The 26,178-nt window shown below is 63.8% G+C and carries 9 protein-coding genes; 5 read left to right on the top strand and 4 right to left on the bottom strand.

The features are described from left to right. Positions 1 to 92: 92 nt before the first annotated feature. Both ATN37_RS19450 and ATN37_RS19445 read left to right on the top strand, forming a co-directional pair. Positions 93 to 1,847 (top strand): ABC transporter ATP-binding protein, encoded by a 1,755-nt coding sequence (locus ATN37_RS19450; protein WP_082239007.1) that lies wholly within the window; start codon positions 93 to 95, stop codon positions 1,845 to 1,847. A gap of 23 nt (positions 1,848 to 1,870) precedes the next feature. Next, positions 1,871 to 3,646 carry an ABC transporter ATP-binding protein gene (locus ATN37_RS19445; RefSeq protein WP_042920544.1) on the top strand — a complete coding sequence of 592 codons (1,776 nt, stop codon included), beginning with the start codon at positions 1,871 to 1,873 and terminating at the stop codon, positions 3,644 to 3,646. A 44-nt stretch (positions 3,647 to 3,690) separates the two neighbouring features. On the opposite strand, the gene ATN37_RS19440 is transcribed toward ATN37_RS19445, so the two are convergent. After that, positions 3,691 to 4,626 carry a methionyl-tRNA formyltransferase gene (locus ATN37_RS19440; protein ID WP_007734348.1) on the bottom strand — a complete coding sequence of 312 codons (936 nt, stop codon included), beginning with the start codon at positions 4,624 to 4,626 and terminating at the stop codon, positions 3,691 to 3,693. Positions 4,627 to 4,736: 110 nt separating this feature from the next. Here ATN37_RS19440 and ATN37_RS19435 point away from each other — a divergent pair, with 110 nt between their 5' ends. Then, entirely contained in the window at positions 4,737 to 5,540 is an 804-nt protein-coding gene (locus ATN37_RS19435) for an alpha/beta fold hydrolase (protein ID WP_003945829.1), read from the top strand. 59 nt (positions 5,541 to 5,599) lie between these two features. On the opposite strand, the gene ATN37_RS19430 is transcribed toward ATN37_RS19435, so the two are convergent. The 3 genes from ATN37_RS19430 to ATN37_RS19420 form a co-directional block, all read right to left on the bottom strand. Next, a complete protein-coding gene (locus tag ATN37_RS19430; protein ID WP_007734349.1) occupies positions 5,600 to 5,869 on the bottom strand; it encodes a metal-sensitive transcriptional regulator in 270 nt (89 codons plus the stop codon). A gap of 90 nt (positions 5,870 to 5,959) precedes the next feature. Then, positions 5,960 to 6,370, bottom strand: coding sequence for a DUF302 domain-containing protein (locus ATN37_RS19425; RefSeq protein WP_003945447.1), 411 nt, complete (start codon positions 6,368 to 6,370; stop codon positions 5,960 to 5,962). 103 nt (positions 6,371 to 6,473) lie between these two features. Next, positions 6,474 to 8,621 (bottom strand): MMPL family transporter, encoded by a 2,148-nt coding sequence (locus tag ATN37_RS19420; RefSeq protein WP_218695522.1) that lies wholly within the window; start codon positions 8,619 to 8,621, stop codon positions 6,474 to 6,476. A 143-nt stretch (positions 8,622 to 8,764) separates the two neighbouring features. On the opposite strand from ATN37_RS19420, the gene ATN37_RS19415 reads away from it, so the two are divergent. Both ATN37_RS19415 and ATN37_RS19410 read left to right on the top strand, forming a co-directional pair. Next, the gene (locus tag ATN37_RS19415; RefSeq protein WP_003945672.1) at positions 8,765 to 9,349 is read left to right on the top strand and encodes a bifunctional 2-polyprenyl-6-hydroxyphenol methylase/3-demethylubiquinol 3-O-methyltransferase UbiG; all 585 of its coding nucleotides are present in this window, start codon (positions 8,765 to 8,767) and stop codon (positions 9,347 to 9,349) included. A gap of 85 nt (positions 9,350 to 9,434) precedes the next feature. After that, a complete protein-coding gene (locus ATN37_RS19410) occupies positions 9,435 to 26,144 on the top strand; it encodes a non-ribosomal peptide synthetase (RefSeq protein WP_218695521.1) in 16,710 nt (5,569 codons plus the stop codon). Positions 26,145 to 26,178 lie beyond the last annotated feature (34 nt).

Here is a 26,178-nt window from a genome sequence, read left to right as displayed (position 1 = left end):
CTGGGCGTGTCGACGCTAGTTGCTCATGTATTAGGGTCGACTTACTTATCTCTGTACTCAACTTTATCGCTTCCATCGATGCTTGGAGTTCCATGAGTTCGACCCCCTCGAGTGTGACCGTCGACTCGGACGAGCCGGATAGTGGCAATCACAGCGGTGCTGCGATTTTGCGACGTGTCCTCGTCCGTAACCGTGGCCCGCTCGCCATCGGCACGGTTCTGGTCTGTCTGCACCAACTGACCGAGACGGCGGTGCCGATCTCCATCGGTGTGATCATCGACCGTGCGGTGGAGACTTCGGACACCACGGCCCTGATCGTCTCCATCGTCGGTCTCGCGGCTCTCTTTCTCGTTCTGACGGCCGCCTGGCGCTTCGGCGCACGCTTCATCGTCACCGCGATGCAGCAGGAGGCTCATCGCCTCCGGCTCGAGGTGGCGCACCGCGTCCTCGATCCGCGTGGGGTGCGCACCGATCTGCGTTCGGGTGAATTGCTGACAGTCTCGACATCCGATGCCGAGCAGACTTCGTGGATCGCGGACATCGTCCCGCGCGCCGCTGCGGCCCTGACAGCTGCGGTGGCGTCGGCGGTGGCGTTGGTGTGGATCGACCTCTGGCTGGGGCTGGCCGTTCTGATCGGAACGCCGGTCATTCTCGGTCTGCTGCAATTGGCGGCGCCTCTCATCACGTCGAGGGCCACCGGCCAGCAGGCGTCGATCGCTCGGGCGTCGGCGATGGCTACGGATCTGGTCAGCGGATTGCGTCCGCTGCGCGGTATCGGCGGCGAGAAGACCGCGTCGGCGCGCTACCGCACGGTCAGCCGTCAAGCGCTCGCATCGACGATCGGCACGGCCAAGGCGACCGGTATCTACACCGGCGTTGCCGCGACCATCAGTGCGTTGCTCGCGGTCGGTGTTGCGGGCTTCGCGGGATACTTCGCGTTGCAGGGCCGGATCACGGTCGGTGAACTGATCACCGTGGTGGGGCTTGCGCAGTTCATCATCGAACCGCTCGGCTTGCTTGCGTCCATTCCCGGATACTTCGCGGTGGCGCGAGCGTCGTCGGATCGACTGGCACTGGTCTTGGACGCGGAGCCACTGCGTGGCGCGGGTTCGCAGACCGAACTCGAAGGCACCGACCTGACTCTCGACAGAGTCGAGTACAAATCGCTCAAGGGCATCGACCTGCATCTGCCTGCCGGAGAACTGCTGGGCGTCGTGGCTTACCAGCCGCAGGACGCCGACGCTCTTGTCGCGGTCCTGTCCGGTCAGCTGGCGCAGGACGCGTATCGCGGAGTGGTGAGGGTTGGCGGAATCAGCCTGTCCGACATGGACTTGCGATTGGCACGTCGGACGGTGTTGGTGGAGCCGCACATCACCGATCTGTTCTCCGGGTCGCTTGCGTCGAACGTCACCGCGGGCGCCGGTGATGCCGCTGCTCTCGACATCCAGAGTGCTCTGGTGGCGTCGGCAGCGGCGGATGTCGTCGACGCACATCCGGACGGTCTCGACCTCGAAGTGACCGATCGGGGCGCCAGTTTGTCGGGAGGCCAGCGGCAACGCGTCGCCCTCGCGCGCGCCTTGGTGGCACAGGCACCCGTGATGGTCCTGCACGATCCGACGACGGCGGTGGACGCGGTTACCGAGGCATCGATCGCCGAAGGAATCGCACAACTGCGGCACGAGGGTGCCGGTGGCATCCACACGACGGTATTGATCACCAGCAGCCCCGCCTTGCTGGCCGTGACGGATCGGGTGATCGTGTTGAACGACGGAGTGATCGCCTCGACGGGCACACATTCCGAACTCTCTCGCGGCGACGCGAACTACCGAGGAGCGGTGCTGCGGTGACGGCCACGGACACGACAACCGAAATGCCGGCCGGGGAGAACGCAGAGAAGGTGACAGAGCGCGAGTTGTTGCCGATCGCGAGTGGTCGCCAGACCTGGAAGTGGTTGCGGGCGGCGCTGACCGAACACCGGATGCAGAGCCTGCTGGTCCTGATCGTCGCGGCTTCGGCGTCGGCGATGGCCTTGGTGCCGATTTACGTCTTCGGCGTCCTGGTCGACCGGGTCCGGGACAACGCGCCCACGTCGACGATCGTCGGGGTGGTCGTGATCATCGCCGCTGCCGCAATCGTGGGCGGTGTGTTCACCGGTGTGGCTGCCTATCTGATCAAGCGGCTCGGTGAGACGATCCTGGCGGATCTGCGAGAGCGGACCGTGGACCGGGCACTGCGCCTGCCGATCCAGACCGTCGAGAAGGTCGGCAAGGGCGATCTGCTCTCACGAGTTGGTGACGACGTGTCGGTGATCGCCAAGGCCGTGTCCGACGTGGTTCCCGGCATGATCGCGGCGGTTCTGCTCGTGGCTCTGAGCATGGTGACCATGCTCGGACTCGACTGGCGACTCGGTCTGGCCGGAATGGTCGCGCTGCCGATGTACGCGCTGGCGCTTAAGTGGTACCTGCCACGCTCGGCTCCTGTTTACGCAGCCGAGCGGGTAGCGATGGGCGCTCGTTCACAAGCGCTGATCAGCAGTCTCCAGGGTGCGAAGACGGTCCGCGCGTACAGCCTCGAGAAGGAACACCTCGGGCAGATCGATGCGGCGTCGGCAAAAGCGCGCGATCTGGCAGTCGGAGTGTTCGGCCTGTTCACGAGGTTCGCCGGTCGAGGTAACCGCGCCGAATTCGTGGGCCTGTCCATGATTCTCGTCGTCGGATTCCTGCTGGTCCGTGAGGACGTCGTGACAGTCGGCCAGACGACGACTGCTGCCCTGCTGTTCCACCGCCTGTTCAACCCGATCGGCTCACTGCTCTACACCTTCGACGAAGTGCAGTCGGCCGGCGCCAGCCTCGCGCGACTGGTCGGCGTCGTCGAGATCGAGGAAACGGAGCCTTCGACGGATGCAGGTTCCGTTCCGGCCGACGGTTCGCTGCGTCTGGATGACATTCGGCACAGCTACGACGGTGGTCATGAGGTTCTCCACGGAGTGAGCCTCACACTGCGAGCGGGGGAACGCGTGGCGCTCGTCGGTTCGACCGGAGCCGGAAAGACGACGCTCGCGGCGATCGCTGCCGGTTCGATCACTCCGACGTCGGGCCGGGTGTCGATCGGCGGTGTCCCGCTTGCCGACCTCGACGACCTACGACGCCACATCGCGATCGTGAGTCAGGAGGTCCATGTCTTTGCCGGACCTCTGATCGAGGATCTGAGATTGGCGGCTCCCGAATCCTCGGACGAGGACGTTGCCGCGGCACTGCGGACGGTCGGCGCGTACGAGTGGGTGGAGGCTCTCGACGAGGGAATGCTGACCGTCGTCGGCGAAGGCGGGCACGAGATGACAGCGGCGCAGGCGCAGCAGTTGGCTTTGGCGAGACTGGTGTTGGCCGATCCCGCCGTCGCCGTACTGGACGAGGCAACAGCGGAGGCGGGCAGCGCCGGAGCGCGGGAACTGGAAGCGACTGCCGACGCCGCTACGGAGGGCCGCACCACTCTGGTTGTCGCACACCGGCTTACGCAGGCTGCGGGCGCCGACCGAGTGATCGTGCTCGAACACGGACAGATCGTAGAAGAAGGCCCGCACCGCGAACTGGTGTCCGCGGGCGGGCGTTACGCACAACTGTGGGCGGCCTGGGAAGGTCGCGACTGAGGGGTTTGTACTGGATTTTGTACTGAGGGGGTCTGATCCGGCGATCAGGTGAGGTACCCGCCGCCGTGGGGGAAGAACTCGGCGGCGGTGTACTCGCTGCCGTCGTCGAGTCGGACGCGCTCGATCCGCAGTCCCTTGTTCTTGCCCGACCACGCGTCGGGGCCCGCGACGATCACCATGCCGTCGTCTTCCTGGATGAACACTCGGCCGGGGGTTCCGCCGTAGTGCCCGCGTGAGACGGACGCCTTCAGGATGCGGATGCGCTGGCCCTTGAACTCGGCGAAAGCGTTGGGGTACGGATCGGACTGTGCCCGGACGAAACGCTCGATGACCTCGGCGGGCCAGGACCAGTCGACGTGGCTGTCCTGCGGTGCGCGCTTGTGGAAGAACGTGGCCTGCGATCGGTCCTGCGGCGTCCAGTCGGTACGGCCGGACGCGATCAGATCCAGGGCGTCGAGTGTGATGGGGCCGATCATGTCGATCGTGCGGTGGAACAGATCGGTGACGGTGTCGGTCGGGCCGACCGTCGTCGATCGCTGCAGCACGATGTCGCCCGCATCGAGTTCCTCGTCCATCAGGTGCGCCGTGAGCCCGACTTCTTCTTCGCCGTTGATCAGAGCCCAGATGAGCGGGGAGAAGCCCGTGTACTTGGGCAGCAGCGAATCGTGGATGTTGAGGGTGCCGTACTTCGGTGCGTCGAAGACCTCCGCCGGCAGCCAGGTACGCCAGTTGTTGGCGACGATGATGTCGGGAGCTGCTTCGGCCAGCGCGGCTTTGAATGCGTCGTCAGGCTTGTTCGCCACGTGAACGGGTACACCGTTCTCGGCCGCCAGATCTGCAACCGAGTCCGCCCACATCTGTTCGTAGACGTGTTCGCTCTTCGGGTGTGTGATTGCCAGCACGACCTCGTGATCGGAGTCGATCAAGGCCTGCAGGGTACGGTGGCCCCAGGTTTGGTATCCGAGCGTAGCGACTCTCAACGGGGGTCCTCCTGGACGAGCATGGGCTGGGGTTGCGGTCACACGACCGCCCATCAGCTTAGGCTATCCAACCAAAATTGTTGATCACACGTACGAGGAGGAAGGCTGACATGACGGTCGCCACAATCAACGGAATCCCCATCAATTACCAGGTCAAGGGTGATGGAGATCTGGTGGTGCTCATCATGGGGACCGGCAGCCCCGGCCGCGTCTGGGATCTGCACCAGACCCCGGCGCTGGTGGCCGCCGGCTACCGAGTCTGCACCTTCGACAACCGCGGAATCGCACCGTCCGGCGAGAGCCTCGGCGGCATCACGATGCCCGACATGGTCGCAGACACCGCCGGACTGATCGAGCACCTCGGTGGCGGTCCGGCCCATGTCATCGGCACCTCGATGGGCGCCCGGGTGGCGCAGGAACTGACGCTCGCCAGGCCCGATCTGGTTCGCAAAGCAGTGTTCCTCGCCGGCCACGCCCGGATGGATCATTTCCAGCAGGTCCTGACCGAGGGCGAGCGCCAGTTGTTCGACAGTGGCGTCGCTCTGCCGGCCAAGTACCGTGCCGCAGTGACCGCGGTGATGAACCTTTCGCCGGCCACGCTGGCAGACGATCACTCGGCGCGCGACTGGATGGATATCTTCGAGTTCACCGGCGGCGCAACGTCACCGGGTGTTCGCGCACAGCTCGGTATGGACCGCGCCTTCGATCGACGGGGTGCGTACAAGTCGATCATGCGCCCGTGCCTGTCCGTCGCTTTCGCCGACGACCGCATGATCCCGCCCTACCTCTCCCGCGAGGTGGCGGACTGCATCGCGACGGCGTCGTACGAAGAGATTCCCGACGCCGGGCACTACGGCTACCTCGAGCGTCCGGAGGCCGTGAACAAGGTGCTGATCGACTTCCTGGCGAAGTAGTTTTCCGCACGCGAGAAAGGGCCTGACCTGCTAACTGCAGGTCAGGCCCTTCTCATGTTTCAGGCCAGTGCCAGGAACAGCTTCTCGAGTTCGGCCTCGGTCATCGGTTCCTGACCTTCCGCGCTGTCACCGCTCAGGCATTCACGCAGCCCGGAAGCGACGATCTTGAACCCTGCTCGGTCCAGCGCCTTGGACACGGCGGCGAGTTGCGTGACGACGTCCTTGCAGTCGCGGCCGTTCTCGATCATCGAGATGACCCCGGCAAGTTGGCCGTGGGCACGACGCAGTCTGTTCAATACGAGCGCAATGCTCTCTTCGTCGCCGGTCATGGTGGCCCCTTCTCGAGTGTTCGTGCTGCGGTCAAGGGTACCCCTGGGGGCATGTCACTGCTTGATTCAGTGTTTGATCCGACTGCGGTGTCAGATCAGCGAGTCGACGGCCGCGCGCAACTTGACGGCTGCGTCGGCTGCCACGGACTCGAGGCCGGGTTCGCCGGAAACCTGAACCATGAGAGCAGGGTTCATCGCTTCGACGAAGAACGAATTCTCGGTAGTCGTATCTTCGCGGACGACGACGTTGCACGGCAGCAGGAGGCCGATCTGACGATCCACCGAAACTGCCCGATGGGCCAACGGCGGGTTACAGGCACCCAGGATCAGGTACTTTTCCATGTCCTCGTCCAGCTTCGCCTTGAGTGTTGCCTGCATGTCGATCTCGGTCAGGATGCCGAAGCCCTGCTCGGCGAGAGCGCCACGCGTGCGGGTGACGACGTCGTCGAAGGTTCCGGTGACCTTGGTTGCGATCGCTATCGGTTCTGTGGGTGTTGTCATTGCGCACTCCTCGTCGTGGGCTGTCACTGTCGCCGGCTTTGATTTCTCTTGTCCCCATCATACCCCTGGGGGTATCAGTAGGACAGTGATGTCGGGTACACGATCAGCCATGCGAGAAGCTGATGTTCGGCAGGACGCGACGCAGCCATGCCGGCGCCCACCAGGCTGCCCGGCCGGTGAGGCGTAGGAGAACGGGCAGCAGCACCAAGCGGACGAGCACTGCGTCCAGGAGGACAGCTACGCCGAGAATGATGCCCATTTCCTTGGGTGGCAAGGGATCTGCGAGCGCAAAAGTGAAGAAGACCGCAACCATCACCGCTGCTGCCGCCGCAATGACCCGACCTGAATGCGCGAGGCCGTCCATGTGTGCGATCGCGGGGTCGCCTGTGCGTTCGTAGTGCTCCTTGGCACTCGAAAGCAGGAACACGGTGTAGTCCATCGCGATCGCAAAGATCATGGCGAAGAAGAAGACCGGACCCCACCCGTTGAGGAAACCCTGGGGGGTGAAGCCGAGTAGGCCTGCTCCGTGACCGTCCTGGAAGATCAGCTTCGCGATTCCGAATGCGGCCCCAGTGGACAGCAGGCTGACCAGCGTGCCGATCAAGGCGATCAAAGGCGCCTGGAGGGCGATCAGCAGCAACAGGAATCCGAGCGTCAGAATCACGACCACGACGATGGGAAGGTAGTCGTCGAGTGCCTGCTGAAGGTCGAGATTTTCGGCCGGAGCGCCGCCGACGAGCGCCGATTCCGGCAGTTGCGACCGAAGGTCGGCAAGGATGGTTTCCATCGCAGGATCTGACGGGTCGACGGTGGGAACTGCTTGCAGCATAACAAGATCGGACCCGTCGGCAGCTTGTTGCGCTGGGGTGACCATGGCCACGCCGTCAACGCTCATGGCAATACGTGAGGTGTCGGCTGCATCGTCGGCGGACGTGACGATCTGCAACATCCCCGGGGCGCCGTCCCCGAATTGCTGCTGCACCAGTTCATAGCCCTGGCGAACCGGGGCGTCCTCGGGAACCACGGCGATGGAGGGCATTGCCACCTTCAGTCCGAAGACCGGAACAACGAGTGCGATCAGGATGAGTAAGGCGCCGAAGCCGAATGGCCACGGGTGCTTGTGCAGCAATGATGCCCAACCTGCGAACATTGGGGAGCGGTGCTGCTGGCGCTTTGCATACGGTAGAGAACCGCCGTTGACCTTCGCGCCGATCCTGCCGAGCACGGCAGGCAACAGGGTGAGTGTTGCGGCGAGAACGAAGATCACAGCGAGCATGATTCCGACAGCCATCGTGCGTACGGCCGGGGCTGGAACGATGAGAACCGCAGACAAACTGACCAGAACTGTGAGGCCGGAAAGGACCACAGCCTTGCCGGCGGTGTCCATGGTTTGAGCCACGGCGGCCCTTGGATCCGGATCGGCTCGCAATGCATCCCGGAACCTGGCGACGAGGAAGAGTGCGTAGTCGATGCCCAGCGCGAGAGCGAACATCATCGCGAAGTTCATGGCCCACACGGAAATCGGCGTGATCTCGTTGAGGATTACAAGCCCGCCCGCCGAAGCGACCAGGCCCGCAAGCGTCAGCAGTAGTGGTAGACCCGCGGCAACCAGGGAGCCGAAGGCCAACACCATGATCGCGAGAGTGACGGGCCACGACATCATTTCGGCTTTGATCATGGCTTCGTGATTGGCCTTGTTGAAATCGCTCCACAACGCCGACGCACCCGTCGGGTACACCTCGATCGTGTCGGTGGACAAGCCCGTGAGCTTCTTGCCGAGTTCGTCTACCGCGCTGACCATCTCGTCGGTACTCGCGTTGGCGCCCGCGACCATGATGCCGGTATGTCCGTCCGGGCTGATGGTCATACCGGGCTGCGGGGCGATCACTTCGCCGAAGCGAGGGTCCGCGGAAAAGATTTCCGTTGCCGCGGCCAGGGTTTGCTGCATCGACGGATCCGTGATGGGTAGAGAATCCGAGTGAACGACCACTTGTACTGCGGCGGAGGAATTTCCACCGAAATGCTGCTCGGCCAACTCGCGAACTTGCACGGATTCGGATCCGTTTGTCTGCCAACCCGCGCCGGCCAGGGAGGTGAAGACGCTGGGTGCTGCGGCGCCGAGTGCGATCAACGCGATCAACCAGACGCCGACGACGAGGCGGGTGTGAGTCGCCATCGATCGACCGAGACGCGCAAGTATGCCGTCGGCTCGGGTGGGTGGGTCCGCGGTGACTGTTCTGGTCGCTGACATCTTCACTCCTGATACGGGTGGGGGTATTCCTGTCCGTCACCTGTATACCCCCGGGGGTATCGATCTGTCACATTCGAGGGTTCTCTATGCTGCTGGGGGCACCGTCCGATCTGAAACGGTGAAACGGATATGGGAGAGCAATCATGGACGCACGCGACTGGGACGAGCGATACCGAGCGGTGACGGAGCCATGGGGAGTCGACCCGGCGGGAACCGTCGCAACAAGAATTTCCGATCTGAGACCGGGCACCGCGATCGATCTGGCCTGCGGCGACGGCCGTCACGCGCGGTGGATGGCTGGGCAAGGTTGGTCGGTGACTGCGGTCGACTACTCGTCGGTGGCGATCGATCTGGCACGGGCGAGTGACGGGGACAAGGCTGTCGACTGGCAGGTCGGCGACGCGACCGAGTGGCAGCCGGAAGGGCTGGTCGACCTGGTGTTGGTCAGCTTTCTTCACCTCGAGGTCGACCATCTGGCCGCAACCTTGAAGCGCGTCGGGGAGTGGCTGACGCCCGGCGGACGGGTCCTCTATTTGGGGCATTCCATCGAGAACTTCCATCGTGGTGTGGGCGGTCCACCCGAACCGACCATTCTGCCCGGTATTTCCGATCTCGCTCGCGCTGCGGAGGGATCGAGGGTCTATGCCCTCGAACATGTCGTTCGGCCGCAAGACGGTAAGACAGCAATTGACGTTTTGCTCGAATTCGGTCCGTGGGAACAGGTCTGACCAGGGCGGTAGCGCACCTTCACGTTCCTGGGTAGCCTACCCTAAACTTGCGAGGGTGTTCGTCGTTCGATGAGCATGAACGACGATGATCGGATTCTTGATGTCTGACCACTCTCAGGTAGCTCACCCGGCGGTATCGGGCGGTGCCGATCTGGACGCAGCGCTCCCGGCGACGGCCGCTCAGCGTGAGGTGTGGGTTGCTCAGAACGTCGATCCGAGCAGTCCGGTCTACAACATCGGACTTGTCGTCGAGGTCGACGGCACGATCGACGTCGAGCGCGCGGCAGCGGCGATCGAGGCCAGCGTCGGACGCGTCGAAGCGCTGTTCGTGCACTTCGAGGTCGATGCCGACAACCAGCTGATCCAGGTGCCGATTCCGGATGCGCGCTGGGACGTGGAAATTCTCGACCTTCGGGCCGAGGCGGATCCCGATTCGACTGCGCAGTCGTGGATGGACACCGACATGGCTCGGGTCTTCGGTCCGGACGATCTGCTGTTCCGCCAGGTGCTTCTGCTGACCGCTGACGACCGAGTCATCTGGTATCAGCGCTATCACCACAGCGTGATCGACGGGTACGGCATCTCGCTCATCGTCGCCGACGTCGCCGAGCGATACGACGATCCGAATCTCGGGACTGCCGCGCCGCGGTGGTCACTCGACGCCGTGGTTGCAGCCGATCTGGATTACCGGAACTCTCCGCGATTCCAGACCGACCGTCAGTACTGGGTCGAACGCGTTGAATCGGGACCGGAAGCGACGCGGATTCTGCATGGGCAGGTGGATGATTCGCTGCCGCCGATCTCAGCGATACTCACGCTCGACGCTGATCGCCCGGCACAGCTCTACCGCTATGCGGCCGACGCCGGGATTCGACGAACTCGCCTGCCCATGGCCGCGCTGATCGCGTACATCGCACGAACCACCGGAAAGCACGACGTTGTCGTCTCGGTACCGATGGCCGCTCGGGTGGGGCGCGACATGCGTCGCACTCCTTCGATGGCGTCGACGATTTTGCCGCTGAGTATTCGGGTAGAACGCTCGGAAACCATCGGCCAGTTGGCAACTCGTCTCGACACCGCCCTGGTCTCGATTCTCAAGCACGGGCGGTACCGAGGTGAGGATCTCGCTCGCGACATTCGGGCGATCGATCCCGACCGTCAGGTCTTCGGCCCCGGCATCAACTCGATGATGTTCGAACACACACTCACCTTCGGCGGATGCCCGGTGCGCGTGCGTAATTCGGTAACCGGTCGAGTCAGTGACCTGGATCTGAGTGTGCGCGGTGGTCAGGACGGGGAACCGATCGAGATCGACGTCCGCGCCCCGGCCGGATTCGACAGGGAGTTGGCCGATCACACCGCCAGAATCGAACAGTTCCTCGATCGATTCGTAGCCGAGCCGCAGCTTCCGATCTCGGCACTCGACCCCATGTCGCTCGCGGAGAGAGAACTCGTGCTCCACGGGTGGAACGACACCGCAGAGCCGCAGCCCGTGACGACGGTGCCGGATTTGTTGCGCAGCAGCTTCTCTGCCGATCGGGGCGCCGTCGCCGTGGTCGACGGCGATATCCGGCTGACCTACGGCGAACTCGAAAGTCGGGTATCACAGCTCGCCGCGCACTTGATCTCTCGCGGTGTCGCGACCGAAACCGTTGTGGCGATCGGCCTTCCGAGATCCGCCGAGATGGTGGTGGGGTTGTTGGCCGTCATGTGCGTCGGCGGTGCCTTCGTTCCGCTGGATCCGTCATGGCCCGCAGAGCGCCGCGAATCGGTACTCACCGATGCCGGTGCCACACTGGTGCTCACCTCGGACGGTGTAGACGACTCCGTTCCGGTCGATCTCTCCGCGTGGGCGTACGAGGACGGGCCCTCGGACCTGTCCGAGACAATGACCTCCGACATTCGTATTCACGGTGCCCAACTCGCATACGTCATCTTCACGTCCGGTTCGACCGGACGTCCGAAGGGCGCCATGATCCGCCACGAGGCAATCTGCGCAAGGTTGCTGTGGCAACGGGAGCGGATTCTCGGGTTCGGGTCCGGCGATGCCTCCTTGTTCAAAGCCCCACTCTCGTTCGATATCTCGATCAACGAGATCCTGCTCCCGCTCGTCTCCGGCGGTCGATTGGTGATCGCGAAGCCCGAGGGGGAACGCGACCCGCAATACCTGCTCGACCTGATCGCCGGAGAATCGGTCACCTTCGTCTACCTGGTCTCGTCCATGCTCGACATACTGCTGGACCTGGCGAACGAGACCGATCAGCTCGATTCGTTGAAGCACGTGTGGTGCGGCGGTGAGGTTCTCACGCCTGAACTCTTCGACCGGTTCCGTGCCCAACTGTCCACGACGCTGTATCACGGCTACGGCCCGGCCGAAGCGACCATCGGTGTCTCCCATGTGATCTACCGAGAGGACGCGGAACGAATCGCGACCTCCATCGGGCGGCCGAACCCCAACACTCGCCTGTACGTGTTGGACGGCGACCTGCAGCCGGTTCCGATCGGCACCGGCGGCGAACTCTACGCCGCGGGCTTCCTGCTGGGACGCGGATACGTCGGCGCGTCGGCGCTGACCGCATCTCGCTTTGTCGCGGATCCCTTCGTCTCAGGTGATCTGGCCGGATCCCGGATGTACCGCACCGGTGACTTGGCCCGATGGGCCCCGGACGGCACCCTCGACTTCCTCGGACGCACGGACAATCAGGTGAAGATCCGTGGCATGCGCCTGGAACTCGAGGATGTCGAAGCCGCCGTGATTTCGCACCCCGCAGTGCGTCACGTGGCAGTTCTGGTGCGCCAAGCACCAACAGGTGCAAAGTATCTCGCCGCCTACGTGAGCGCAGCGTCGGGGACGAACCTCGCGATCGACTCACGTGAGCTTCGCGAGTGGGCTGCGAGCAAGCTGCCCGACTACATGGTCCCGACCACCGTCACCGTCCTCGACAAGTTTCCGCTCACGGCAAACGGCAAACTCGACCGTCGCGCGCTACCCGAGCCCGATCTCGCCGAACTGAGTGCACATGTCGCTGCGAGAAACGAAGTCGAACAACAGTTCTGCACGTTGATCGCGTCGGCAGTCGGCCTCGATTCGGTCGGCGTTACCGACGACTTCTTTGCACTGGGCGGCGACAGCATCGTCGCGATCGCACTCGTGACCGCGGCTCGTGCTGCCGGTTTGTCGATCAGTCCTCGCGAGGTGTTCCAACTGCGCACCGCCGAGGCTATGGCGCGTGCCCAGTCCTCCCGAGTGGCTGAGATCGTCGACCACGCGGACCAACCGATCGGCCACGTAGCCACGACGCCGATTGCCGCCAGGGTTCTCGGAGTGTCGGACGCAGTACGAACCTTCCACCAGCGTGCGCTGATTCAGACCCCGTCAGCCTTGACGTCCGAGCATGTCCAGGCGGCGCTCGACGCCCTGGTGGCGCGCCACGATGCACTTCGTGCGACGTTGACGCCCGAAGGAAGACTGCTCGTCCCGGAGACTAACGAAGTGGCTGTGGTCTTCGAGACCCGTGCACTACCGGCACCGCTCGAAGAATGCGGACCGTTGATCGTCGCCGAGACCGAGCGAGCTGTCGGCCGTCTGAATCCGGCCGACGGCACGATGGTCAGCGCTGTTCTGTTCCGCCCTGTGACCGGTCCCGGACGGCTGTTGCTTGTCATCCACCACGCGGTGGTCGACGGCGTCTCGTGGCGCATCATCCTCGAGGACCTCGCGCGCGCCGGCATCGCAGCGATGAATGGCGACGAACCCGCACTCGCTCCGGTCGGCACGTCGGTGCGAAGGTACGCCGAACTCGTCTCGGATGCGGTCGGAGCCGGGCGACTGGACTCGGAAATCGAGTTCTGGGACTCGGTGACGTCCGCACAACGGGCATCTCTCGGCCGTCGGGCACTCGACCCGGCAGTTGACCTCGCGCGCACCGCTGCAGCGCGGTCGATCACCCTACCTCCAGAACTTGCAGATCAGCTGTTGGGCAGTGTCCCACGGGCGTTCGGAGCCGATGTGAGCGAAGTGCTGGTCACCGCACTTGCCGTGGCGCTGACCCGTTGGAGCGGTGCCGGATCGGTGACGATCGACCTGGAGGGGCACGGACGCGACGAGGACATCGTTCGCGGTGACGGCGCTGCGCACGTCGACCTGACTCGTACCGTCGGATGGTTCACCACAGTGTTCCCGGTGGCGCTCGAGATCGGTACAGCCGCTCCGGATCTCGACGCGAGCGGCGAGTTGGCGGGGGTTCTCAAGAGCGTCAAGGAGCAACTTCGACGCGTCCCCAACGCCGGCTTCGGGTACGGAGCATTGCGATACCTGGGCAGCTCGGATCAGTTGGGTAGCGTCGCAGCGCCGGAGGTGGTGCTCAACTACCTGGGACGTACTGCCGCAGCGGAGGGGGACTGGTTCCCGGTGTCGATGGACGGTGCTGCCGATCCGTCCATGCCGCTGGGACACGCGTTGTCTGTCGACGTCGTAGCCGAGGACGCCGCCGGTGGACCACGACTGCGAGCCACCCTGACCTGGGCGTCGAACATCTTCCTGCGTAGCGACATCGACAGGTTTGCGCGGTTGTGGCTGGACTCGCTCGAGGCCGTGTCCGGGCTCGCAGCCTTCGGCGGAGCCACACCCTCGGACTACCCTCTGGTGGCGCTCGCTCAGGCAGACGTGGACGGGTTACCGAAGGCTGAAGAGATTCTCCCACTCACTCCGCTGCAGGAAGGGATCTACTTCCATTCGGCGTTTGCCGATCCGGGGGCCGATCAGTATGTCGTGCAACAGGTTGTGGAACTGACCGGAGCCGTGGACAGTGCGGCGTTGCGCCGCGCGCTGCAATCCGTCGTCGATCGGCATGAGGCGCTGCGCACCGGATTCTCGGTCCTGGGTGACGGCCGGGTCGTGCAGGTGGTGCACCCGAGCGCTGTCGTGGAGATGGCGGTAGTCGAGGTGGCCGGCGCCGATGTCGATGAACTGCTTTCCGCCGACCGCGCGCGCGGGTTCGGCCTGGCGCAACCGCCGCTCGTCCGTTACACGCTTGTCCGTGCCTCTTCGGAGAAGTACCTTCTGCTGCAGTCGATTCACCATGCGGTCGCAGACGGATGGTCGGTTCCGGTGATGCTGCGGGAGCTGATGGCGTCGTACAGCGTTGGCGACTCCGGCGTGGTGCTCCCGACTCCGGCGCCGTACCGCAGCTATCTCGAATGGTTGGCCGGCCACGATCACGAGGCCTCGGCAGCGGTGTGGAGAGAAGCGCTGAACTCTCCCGGGCCCGCGGTCGAACTTCCCGCGCCGAGCGCGGGCAGCAGCGGGGTCTGTGCCACCCGAGTCGAGCTGTCCGACAGTGATACTCGCGCACTGGCGATCAACGGACGCTCCCATGGCCTGACGCTGAGCACGCTCGTGCACGGCGCCTGGGGGCTGGTGCTCGGCCGAATGACCGGCCGAACAGACGTGCTGTTCGGATCGACCGTATCGGGACGCGGTGGAGACCTGCCCGGGATCGAGTCCATGGTGGGCTTGTTCATCAACACTGTGCCGGCTCGGTTGCGGTTCGATCCGGCAGAGACAGCCGCGCAAGCGCTTTCCCGTTGGCAGAGGGAACAATCGGAACTACTCGACCATCAGTACCTGGGGTTACCCGAACTGCGACGGACCGGCGGACTGGAGCAGGACTTCGAATCACTCGTCGTGTTCGAGAACTATCCACTCGGTGACACGGCAATCGCTGATCCGACGAACTCGGTGCGACTGACGGGAATTCGATTCGACGAGCGACCGGCCTACCCGTTGACCCTGATCGTCGTCCCCGGCGATCGATTGGCGTTGGAGCTCAAGTACGACGCTGCTCAGGTGGACGGCGACGCCGCTGCGTCGCTGGCCGAAACTCTCGCAGTCGTACTCACCGAGCTCTCGCGCGATCTCGATCAGGTCATCGGCCGGATCGCGCTGGCACCCGCACAGCAGGGGAGCGTCGGCACGGCCTTGGATCGGCCGCGCGCAACGCTGACCGAGCTGCTGAAGGATCAAGCCGGGCGTACGCCCGAAGCCACCGCAGTGATCTTCCGTGAAGAGTCGTTGACCTACGCCGAACTTCACTCTCGCGCTGATCGTTTTGCGCATCTGCTGCGCGAACGTGGCGTCGGACGCGAATCGTTGGTAGCGGTTGCCTTGCCTCGCTCTCCTGATCTGATGGTCGCGATACTCGGCATCGGAAAGGCCGGGGGAGCATACGTTCCCCTCGACACCGGCTACCCGGCGGAGCGGCTGACGTACATGCTGGGTGACGCCGATCCTGTGTGCGTCGTGGTGTCGGAAGATTCTTCACTCGATTCGGGTTCGGTTCCGCGGGTGACGGTATCGGAGTCGGCGCAGTTCCCCGCCGATCCGCTGAGTGTCCCAGGATCGCCCGCGGATGCCGCGTACATGATCTACACTTCGGGTTCGACCGGTCGCCCCAAAGGCGTCGTGGTCAACCACGAGGGTGTGGTCAACCGATTGCTCTGGGCACAGCAGATACGTCCGATGGACGTCTCCGACCGGATGCTGCAGAAGACCCCGTCGAGCTTCGACGTCTCCGTTCCCGAATTCTTCTGGCCGTTCCTGGTGGGGGCAACTCTCGTGATGGCCGAGCCGGACGGGCACAAGGACCCTGGCTATCTGGCCGACGTCATCGTCGAACATTCCGTGACCCGAGTGCATTTTGTTCCGTCGATGCTCGACGTGTTTCTCGCGGAGCCGAAAGCAGCACTGTGCTCTTCGCTCGAGATCGTCAACTGCAGCGGCGAGGCACTGCCCGTTCACGTTGCGCGCAAGGTCTCCGAGATCCTGCCGAATACTCTGGTGGACAACCTCTACGGCCCCACCGAGGCCGCCGTCGACGTCAGTTGGCAGCCGTCGGTGCAGGAAACTCCGGCAGACGCCGTCAGCGTCCCGATCGGCGCACCTGCCGCCAACACCGGCCTGTTGGTTCTCGATCCCTACCTGCAGAACGTCCCGGCCGGTGCCACCGGTGAGCTCTATCTGGCAGGGCCACAACTGGCACGTGGTTACCACGGACGTGGGGGATTGACCTCCGAACGATTCGTGGCGAATCCGTACAGCGACGGCGGCTCGCGGATGTACCGGACCGGTGACATCGTGCGGTGGAATGCCGACGGCGTTCTCGAGTACCTCGGCCGTGCCGACGAGCAGGTGAAGGTTCGTGGATTCCGAATCGAACTCGGCGAAATCGAAGCGCAATTGGCGCTGTGCCCCGGAGTCACGGCAAGTGCCGTGATCGTCCGAACCGACGGTCCGAGCAACCGCGCACAGGTGGTCGCCTACCTGGTCGGAGATGCTGATGATGTTGCGGTTCGAGCTCAGTTGTTGTCAGTGCTACCGGAGTTCATGGTGCCAAGTGCCTTCGTGCGGCTCGAGTCGCTGCCGCTGAGCCCGAGTGGCAAGCTCGACCGAAAAGCACTACCTGCACCGGATTTTGCGGCACAGGTGGGCGACTTGACGGGAGTGGTTTCCTCGGGCGTTGCAGACCTCCTCGCCGGGCATTTCGCGACGGTTCTCGGACTGCCCCGTGTCGGGGTGCGCGACGATTTCTTCACTCTCGGCGGCGACAGTATCCTGGCGATCCGACTGGTCAACCTGGCTCGTCGTGATTCGGTAGTGCTGACCCCGCGTCAGATCTTCGAATTGCGCACTCCCGCTGCGATCGCTGCAGCGGTGGGTGATGTCGCCACCTCGGATGCCACCGTCACGGCCGACATCGGCGTGGGTGAGCTGGTTCCGCTGCCGGTGGTTCACCGCTTGTCCGAATGGACGGGTGGTACCGACCGCTTCAACCAGGCAGTTCTGATCCACTCTCCGGCAACATCTCTCGGTTCGATCACCGGCGCATTGCAGGCCGTGCTCGATCACCACGACGGACTTCGCCAAACCTTGATCCGACATGACCGCGGGATGTGGTCGGCGCGGATCGAGGAACCCGGTAGTGTCCGGGCAGCGAACCTGGTCGAACGCGTTGATGCTCGGGGACTGGATGACTCCGAGTTGCGAAGACTCGTCACTGAGCACTCTGAAACTGCGACCAGTCGATTGGATCCGTCTGCAGGGCGGATGGTCTCGGTGGTCTGGTTCGATTGCGGCGCTGAGAGTCTGGGCCGACTCGCGATAGTCGCGCACCACCTGGTCGTGGACGGGGTTTCCTGGGGAACCCTGCTCGAGGATCTCGCGATGGCCTGGGTGGCAGTCGAAGCCGGAGAGCCCGCCGCACTGGATGCCGTCGGAACTTCGCTGCGTACCTTCTCCCGTACGGTGGCCGAACACGCATACAGTGCTCATCGATTCGCCGAACTCGATCACTGGCTGACCGTGACCGCTCCGGGCGCGCAGTTGATCCCCGACGCCGCGGGCGATGCCGTCGTATCCGGAGGCTCGAGGCGCACGGTCACGGTGGACGGAGCAATCTCCGAGGCAGCACTTGGATCGGTTGCGGCAATGGTGGGTGCCGAGGGAACGGATGTTCTGTTGGCAGCGCTGACGATGTCCGTCGATCGCTGGCGCCGCTCCACCGGCCGCAGTGAGCACGAATTGCTGGTCGATCTCGAACGGCACGGCCGGGAGGAGTTGGTGGCGGGCATCGATCTGTCGCGAACAGTCGGCTGGTTCACCACGATTGCCCCGATGCGACTGCACGGCGGAATCGACCCGGTGGACACGCTACGCGAGGTGAAGGAGAGCCTGCGGGCGGCTCCGGACGGCGGTATCGGCTACGGGATGCTGCGATACGTGAATGCCCGCACGGCATCGACATTGGCGGGGCGCTCCGAATCTCAGATCCTGTTCAACTATCTCGGACGTACGACGACAGCTGGATCGACAGCATGGTCCTTGGCAGCGGAATCCGAAGCCTTGTCCACCGATCCCGACGCAGACATGGGAGGCCCGTACCGACTGATCGTGAATGTCGTCAGCGTGGATTCGGGGCTCCGCGCCGAGTTTGCCTGGGCAAGTGAAGATTTGTCCGAGGAGGACGCGCAGTCACTCTCCGACGGCTGGGTTTCGGCCCTCGGCGATCTGGCGGCTGCGGCCGCGCGTCACGCCGGGCCTCCCATTCTGACCCCGTCCGATGTGACGTTGCTCGACCTGAGTCAGACCGAGATCGACGCGATAGCCGATGCGAGTCCGGCAGGTGTCAGCAGCATCCTCCCACTCTCACCGTTGCAGGAAGGCCTGTACTTCCAAGCCGGCTACGCGGGCAGCAGCGACAGCAGCAGTGGTGGGGACATCTACACGGCACAGTTCTCGATGGACTTCGGGCACACCCTCGATGTCGACAGGTTGGCTGCGGCCGCCCGGACACTTCAACGACGAAATCCCACGTTGCGAGCGGGTTTCGTGAGCGAAGGGCTGAACGAGCCGGTGCAGTTCTTCAGCGCTGGACTCGATGTTCCGGTCGTCGTCCACGATCTCCGTGAACTCGACGACTCGGTTGCTCGTGAGCGTGCCGAGGCCGTCGCCGCCCAAGACCGAGTGACGCCATTCGACCTGACCGCGCCGCCGCTGTGGCGTATGAGTGTGCTGCATCTGCCCGGCGGCCAGGATCGTCTGGTGATCAACAGGCAGTTCCTGCTGTGGGACGGCTGGTCCAACGGCCTTGTCGTCAGTCAGCTTCTGGCGCTTTACGATACCGGCGGCGACGACAGCGCATTCGGCGAACCCGAGGGGTCGTTCGAGACATACCTCGCCTGGTTGGCCGATCGCGACGGTGCAGCCGCCGACGAGGGGTGGCGCGGAGCGCTCGCAGGACTCGACGAGCCGACGCTTGTTGCCGAGCCGATGCCCGGCGTCGAAGTTCAGCTTCCGGATCGCCGCGATGCGGTTCTGTCGGAAACGCTTTCGCGTGCGTTGCGTGAGCGCGCTGCCGCGTCCGGCGTCACGTTCAACACGGTACTGAATGCAGCGCTGGCCCTCGTGCTGGCGTCAGCCACCGGTCGACAGGACGTCGTCTTCGGCTCCACGGTTGCCGGAAGGCCGCCGGAGGTACCGGGAATCGACACCGTGGTGGGCATGTTCCTCAACACCGTTCCCGTTCGGCTGCAACTGGATCCGAACGAGAGCGTCGAGGAACTTCTTCGTCGGACACAGGCGGATCGACTTTCGCTGATGCCCTTCGACTACCTCGGTTTGGCATCGATCCAGCGTGTTTCCGAGCATCGTCAACTCTTCGACGTGCTGATGGTCTTGCAGAACTTCGTGGACGAGAGGCAAGTCCACGCGCTCAACGCCGTTCACGACGTGAGTGGAAGCGACAGTATCGATCACACGCACTATCCGCTGACCGTCGTGGTCACACCGGGTGCCACCGTCAACGTCAAGTTCGAGTTCCATCCGAATCTGGTGACCGCGCGCCGGGCCGAGGACCTACTGGGTCACTTCGTCGACCTGCTGCAGAGTTGGTCGCAGGACATGACGGGATCGGTTGTTGCGTCTCCGGTTCCCGCAGTAGCGCAGCAGACGCAGATCCGGGAGTTGCCGGAGCGCACCATTGCCGACCTGTTCGAAGAAGTCGCGTCGGCGCAACCGAACGACACGGCACTCGTGTTCGGGAAGCGCCGGATGACCTACGCCGATCTCGACGGCGAGATCAACCGGATGGCGCGGTTGCTGATCAATTGCGGCGCCGGCCCGGAAAAGATTGTCGCTCTTGGCCTACCACGTTCGGTGGACATGGTCGTCGCGCTCTTCGCGGTATTGCGCACGGGTGCTGCCTACCTACCCCTCGAACTCGACCATCCGGCCGAACGGTTGGCCGTGATGATCGACGACGCGGATCCTGTCGTGTTGCTGACAACCGTTTCGGCCTCACCGAGGTTCGAAGGTGCGGACGTCCGCACTATCGTGATCGACGAACCCGATACAGCAGCAAGGAGACTGACGATCTCGGCGCGGGCACTCTCCGCGTCGGAACTCGGAGCATTCGCTCCGGGGGCACCGCATCGACTCGACCACCCCGCGTACGTCATCTACACCTCCGGTTCGACCGGCAAGCCCAAGGGCGTGGTCACCGGTTACCGCGGCTTGACGAACATGCAGTTCAACCACCGCGAGGCGATTTTCGAACCCGTGATCGCCGCGGCGGGCCGGCGCCTGCGGATCGCGCACACCGTGTCCTTCGCCTTCGACATGTCGTGGGAGGAACTTCTGTGGCTCGTGGAAGGCCACGAGGTGCACATTTGCGACGAGGATCTGCGTCGTGATGCCGAGGCACTCGTTGCATACTGCGACGCACTGGACATCGACGTCGTCAACGTGACACCGACCTACGCGACGCACCTGATCGACAGCGGGCTTCTCGACGACGGTGTGGGACACCACCGCCCGCCGTTGGTCCTGCTCGGCGGTGAAGCCGTTCCGGATTCGGTGTGGAACAGGCTGCGCGACACCGAGGGAACCGTGGGGTACAACCTCTACGGTCCGACGGAATACACGATCAACACGCTCGGTGGCGGAACGTTCGACAGTGACACCCCGACCGTCGGCAAACCGATCTGGAACACCGCCGCGCATATTCTCGACGGCTGGCTGCGTCCGGTCCCCGATGGAGTTGCCGGCGAACTGTACATTGCCGGAGCCGGTTTGGCTCGCGGCTACCTCGGACGCTTCGCGCTCACGTCCGAGCGCTTCGTCGCAGATCCGGCTGGGACCGGTGGACGTATGTACCGCACCGGGGATCTCGTGCGGCGACGCGGTGACGGCAACCTGGACTTCCTCGGCCGCACCGACGATCAGGTGAAGATCAGAGGTCACCGCATCGAGCCGAGCGAAATCGTCTCCGTTCTCGAATCCGACGAACATGTGCGGCAAGCGGCAGTGGTGGTCGACGTCGGGGCAGGTGGAGTCAAGAGGCTCGTCGGCTACGTGACACCCGTGCGACTCGGCGCCGGGCACGACTACCGCGCGCAGGCGCGAGTTCTCCTACCCGACTACATGGTTCCGGCCGTGGTGATCGAGGTGGAGACACTACCGATGACCGTCAACGGCAAGCTCGACGTCAAGGCACTGCCAACCGCTGATTCGGTGCTGGGGGAGCGGAGTGGGGAGTCGATCGCACCGCGTAACCACACGGAAGAGGTCCTCTGCGACCTCTTCTCCGACGTACTCGATGTGGGCGATATCGGGGTCGACGACAACTTCTTCGACCTCGGTGGGCACTCGCTTCTGGCCACCAAGCTGATCAGTCGAGCTCGGATCGCCATTCCGAACAGTCTGACCATGCGTGATCTCTTCGAAGCGCCGACGGTGGCGGAACTTGCGGAACGTATTGTGGCCGAGCAGGGATCGACGCGACCGGTGCTGGTAGCGAAGCCGCGGCCGGACCACCTTCCTCTTTCTGCCGCTCAACAGCGATTGTGGCTGATCGGACAGATGGAGGAGAACTCCGCGGCCTACAATTTCCCGATCGTGCTCCGTTTGGACGGCGCACTGGACGCGGACGTCTTCGCCGCGGCGCTCGGCGACGTCGTGGAACGACACGAATCCCTGCGTACGGTGTTCCGGTTGGTGGACGGATCGCCGGAGCAGATAATTCTCGAATCGGCGACGATTCCGGTCGAGACAGTTCATCGAGACGAATCCGGTGTCGCCGGTGAAATTGCCGTGGCAGTGGGTCGTCCGTTCGACCTGTCTGACGAGATTCCGATCCGCGCACGTCTGATCCGGGTGGACGGTGCCGAGGTGGACGGTGCCGTAGTGGTCGTGATCGTCCTGCATCACATCACGACGGACGAATGGTCCGATCGGCCATTCCTGCGCGATCTGATGTCGGCCTACTCCTCTCGGATCCAGGGCGAAGATCCAATTTTCGAACCGCTACCGGTTCAGTACGCGGACTACACCCTGTGGCAACGGGAATTACTCGGCAGCGCCGACGATCCGTCGAGCATCCTGAGCACGCAGTTGGACTTCTGGGCGAAGAGTTTGGACGGAGCCCCCGAAGAACTGCTGCTTCCCGCCGACCGGAGTCGACCGGCCAGACCGAGTTTCTCCGGTGGTGCAGTGGTGACACGGTTGGGCGTGGAGACAACTGCTGCACTGCGAGATCTGGCGCGCGAGAGCCGGAGTTCGATGTTCATGGTTCTGCACGCGGCGTCGGCGGCGTTGCTGACTGCGCTCGGAGCGGGTGAGGACCTTCCCCTCGGCGCTCCCGTCGCCGGACGTAGTGAGCAGGGACTCGACGAACTGGTCGGCTTCTTCGTCAATACGATTGTGCTGCGCACGGATACGTCAGGTAATCCGACGTTCCGGGAGTTGGTGGATCGCGTTCGCGAGGGAGATCTCGAGGCCTTCGCCAACGCTGACGTTCCCTTCGAAACGGTGGTGGAGCGCCTCAATCCGTCGCGTACTTTGGCACGTAATCCGCTGTTCCAGGTCATGGTCGGCTATCACAGCCGGGAGGAGACGGGCGGCGATTCGTTCGAACTCGAGGAGTACACAGCCAAGTTCGATCTGGTGTTCAACTTCACCGAGTACCTCGGCGACGAAGGCTGCATCGACGTCCGGCTCGAGTACGGCAGCGACCTCTTCGATCGCGAAACGGCCCAGCGAATTTCGAACCGATTGGAATCGGTGATCGCGGCCGTCGTGGAATCGGCCGACATCGAGATCGGTGACATCGACATCTTCTTGCCAGGCGAACTCGAGCAAGTTGTCACCTCGTTCAACGACACCGCCGTCGACGTGCCGGAAGAGACGTTCTACGACGCTTTCGCGCGTGGAGTCGTTGCTACGCCGGAGGCGATTGCGGTGCGCGACGAGGCGGGGCAGGCCACGTACCGCGAACTCTCCGAGCAGTGTGATCGGATCGCCGGCGTGCTGTATCGCCGCGGAGTGTCGGTCGAAGACGTGGTGGGGCTGGCCGTCCCGCGCTCGGTGGAAATGGTCGCGTCGGTCCTCGCCGTGCTCAAGCTGGGGGCCGCGTATCTACCCCTGGATTTGAGTCACCCGAGCGAGCGCATCACATACATGCTCACCGATTCCCGCGCCTCGGTACTTCTGTCCACTGCGGAGGAAAGCTCGCGGATCGAGGATGTGGTCGGCGTCGAGCGAATCCTCCTGGACGATCCGCTGATCCGTGCGGAACTGGACGAGGCAGTGATCGTCGCAACTCCCCGGCCACCAGTTGGCGCCAGCCACGCTGCCTATGTCATCTACACCTCGGGATCGACCGGCAAGCCGAAGGGAGCCGTCCTCTCCCATGACGGTATTCCGAGTCTTGTTGCCACAGCTGAGGTTCGGATGCGGCTGGTACCGGGTTCGGTGGTGATGCAGTTCGCTTCGGTCGGCTTCGACGTCGCGGTATTCGAGCTGGCGATGGCACTGTGCACGAGCAGCACCCTGGTGATCGTGCCGCAGAATGCACGAGTTGCCGGTCCGGCGCTGACCGATTTCATGACGAGCAATCGTGTCACCCACGCGATCATCCCTCCCTCGTTGCTGGCCGCTCTGCCGGCAGGATGTGAAGTGCCGCAGGGCTGCACCGTGTTGGTCGGAACCGAGACGGTGCCACCGGAGCTGATCGGGCGATGGGCGGAGCGGCTGAATTTGCTTGCCGCGTACGGACTCACCGAAGCCACGGTGAACAACACACTGTGGCAGGCGGAACCCGGTTGGAACGGTCCCGTGCCCATCGGAATCCCTGACCCCAACGAACAGGCGTACGTGCTCGACGATCAACTCCGTCCGGTTCCGCCGGGAGTATCCGGCGAGCTGTACATCGCGGGACGCGGCCTGGCGAGAGGCTATCTGGGCCGATTCGATCTGACGGCGCAGAGATTCATCGCCGATCCCTTCACCGCGGGCGATCGCATGTATCGCACCGGGGACCGCGCGCGGTGGCGCACTGACGGGAACATCGACTTCCTCGGCCGCGTCGACGATCAGGTCAAGATCCGCGGTTTCCGAATCGAGTTGGGCGAAATCATCGGAGCTCTCAGTGCCCATCCTTCGGTGAAGCAGGCAACGGTCGTCGCGGATCGGCAGGGCGAAATCACGCGCCTGGTCGGTTACGTGTCACCGGAACCCGGTGTCGTCGTCGACACGACGGCAGTGCGGAACCTCGCGGCAGTGTCGTTGCCCGACTACATGGTTCCGACCATGGTTGTCGCCCTTGACGGTCCGCTGCCGTTGACGCCGAACGGAAAGCTCGACCGCAAGTCGTTGCCCACTCCGGACTGGTCGGAGCTGGCGGGTGATGTTGCTCCTCGCACGGCAGTGGAGTCCACGGTTGCGGCTGCATTCGCGGAAATCCTGCAACTCCCGAGTGTCGGAGTCCACGACAGTTTCTTCGAACTCGGCGGCCATTCGATGGCTTCGATGAAACTGGTCGGTCGCATTCGTGAAGCGTTCGGCGTGGACGTCAGTATTCGAGACGTATTCGACGCGCCGAGTGTTGCGGAGTTGGCGGCCGTCGTCGCGCGTTCGGAAGGTGGGCGCCCGATCCTGGCGCCGGCGGTGAAACGTCCCGAGACGATGGGTCTGTCTGCGCCGCAACGTCGTCAATGGGAGTTGTTCCGCGCGTCCGGCGCGCAACCGCAAGCAAGCCACGCTCTGGCGCTGACCCTGAAATCGAAGATCGATCCGGAGATTCTCGGGCACGCCTTGGACGATGTGACTTCGCGGCACGAACCCCTGCGGACCACCTTCGTCGAGGTCGACGGCGTCGTCGTGGCAAGAGAATCGGTGCGTCCGACTGTCGATGTGGTCGATGTCGGCGCCGGCGATGTGGGTCGAGTGGTGTTCGAACTGGCTCAACTTCCGATGGATCTGCGTGAGCAATCACCGTTGCGGGTTCATCTGGTGCTCGGTGAAGACGGCTCTAGGACACTGCTTCTCGTCATGCACTACATCGCCGTCGACGAGTGGTCCGTAGTGCCGCTGCTGGGAGATCTGGTCTCTGCTTATGCAGCCCGGTCGCAGGGAGATCAACCGGTTTGGGACGAGCTTGCATTGATGTACGCCGATTACACCGTGTGGTCGGAGGAGCTGTTGGGAGACCCCCGAGACGTCGACAGCCGTGCGTCGAAGCAACTTGCATATTGGCGGGATGCGCTCGACGGAATACCGACCAGTGTGAATCTTCCGTTGCCGGAAGGTGACTCGGAGCCTCGAGGTGACGTGATCGCCGTCGACATCGACGCGGGTCTGCACGCCGGAATCGACGCGCTGGCTGCGCGCACCGGCACGAGCATGTTCATGGTCCTGCAGGCCGCACTGGCCAGCGTTCTCACGAAGGCCGGCGCGGGTACTGATCTTCCCATCGGTTCATTGGTTGCGGGCAGGTCGGATCCCCGTCTCGAACCGATGATCGGATCGTTCTTCAATGTTGTTCTCCTGCGCACGGATACGTCCGGTAGTCCGACGTTTGCAGAATTGCTGGCTCGCATCCGGGAAAACAATCTGGAAGCGCTGAGCAATCAGGACGTCTCATATGTGTATGTCGAGCAGGCGCTGGGTAATCCGGCGTCCATGAGGCCTCAGGTGATGGTGATCCATCATCAACAGGCCGATTTGGACGGGCTCGGCGACTTCGGTTCTCTCGTACCGATTCCGGTGGGAGTGCCCGATGCGGATGTGACGTTGAGTTTTTACGAGCCGGTGGGCGATGGGCCTGTCTTTGCAACTCTCGGGTTCCGTGCCGACCGCGTCGATGCGGGTGCAGTCCGCGTATGGGCAGGTCAATTGGTCGACGTGATCGAGGCTGCAGTCGCCGCCGAAGGGGATGACGCGAGCGAGGGGGCAAAACTATGACATACGTCGCATCGCTCCGTGGGGTCGACCGCTA

Source organism: Rhodococcus sp. MH15 (assembly GCF_019266045.1).
Classification (GTDB): domain Bacteria; phylum Actinomycetota; class Actinomycetes; order Mycobacteriales; family Mycobacteriaceae; genus Rhodococcus_F; species Rhodococcus_F qingshengii.
Note: the sequence above shows the minus strand (reverse complement) of the source record. Positions and strands in the feature narration are given on the sequence as shown.

What these genes read in the sequence shown, in the direction of transcription:
- ATN37_RS19425 (WP_003945447.1), bottom strand. Translation starts at nt 6,370, where the DNA reads ATGACAACACCCACAGAACCGATAGCGATCGCAACCAAGGTCACCGGA.
- ATN37_RS19445 (WP_042920544.1), top strand. Translation starts at nt 1,871, where the DNA reads ATGCCGGCCGGGGAGAACGCAGAGAAGGTGACAGAGCGCGAGTTGTTG.
- ATN37_RS19435 (WP_003945829.1), top strand. Translation starts at nt 4,737, where the DNA reads ATGACGGTCGCCACAATCAACGGAATCCCCATCAATTACCAGGTCAAG.
- ATN37_RS19430 (WP_007734349.1), bottom strand. Translation starts at nt 5,869, where the DNA reads ATGACCGGCGACGAAGAGAGCATTGCGCTCGTATTGAACAGACTGCGT.
- ATN37_RS19450 (WP_082239007.1), top strand. Translation starts at nt 93, where the DNA reads ATGAGTTCGACCCCCTCGAGTGTGACCGTCGACTCGGACGAGCCGGAT.
- ATN37_RS19410 (WP_218695521.1), top strand. Translation starts at nt 9,435, where the DNA reads ATGATCGGATTCTTGATGTCTGACCACTCTCAGGTAGCTCACCCGGCG.
- ATN37_RS19420 (WP_218695522.1), bottom strand. Translation starts at nt 8,621, where the DNA reads ATGTCAGCGACCAGAACAGTCACCGCGGACCCACCCACCCGAGCCGAC.
- ATN37_RS19415 (WP_003945672.1), top strand. Translation starts at nt 8,765, where the DNA reads ATGGACGCACGCGACTGGGACGAGCGATACCGAGCGGTGACGGAGCCA.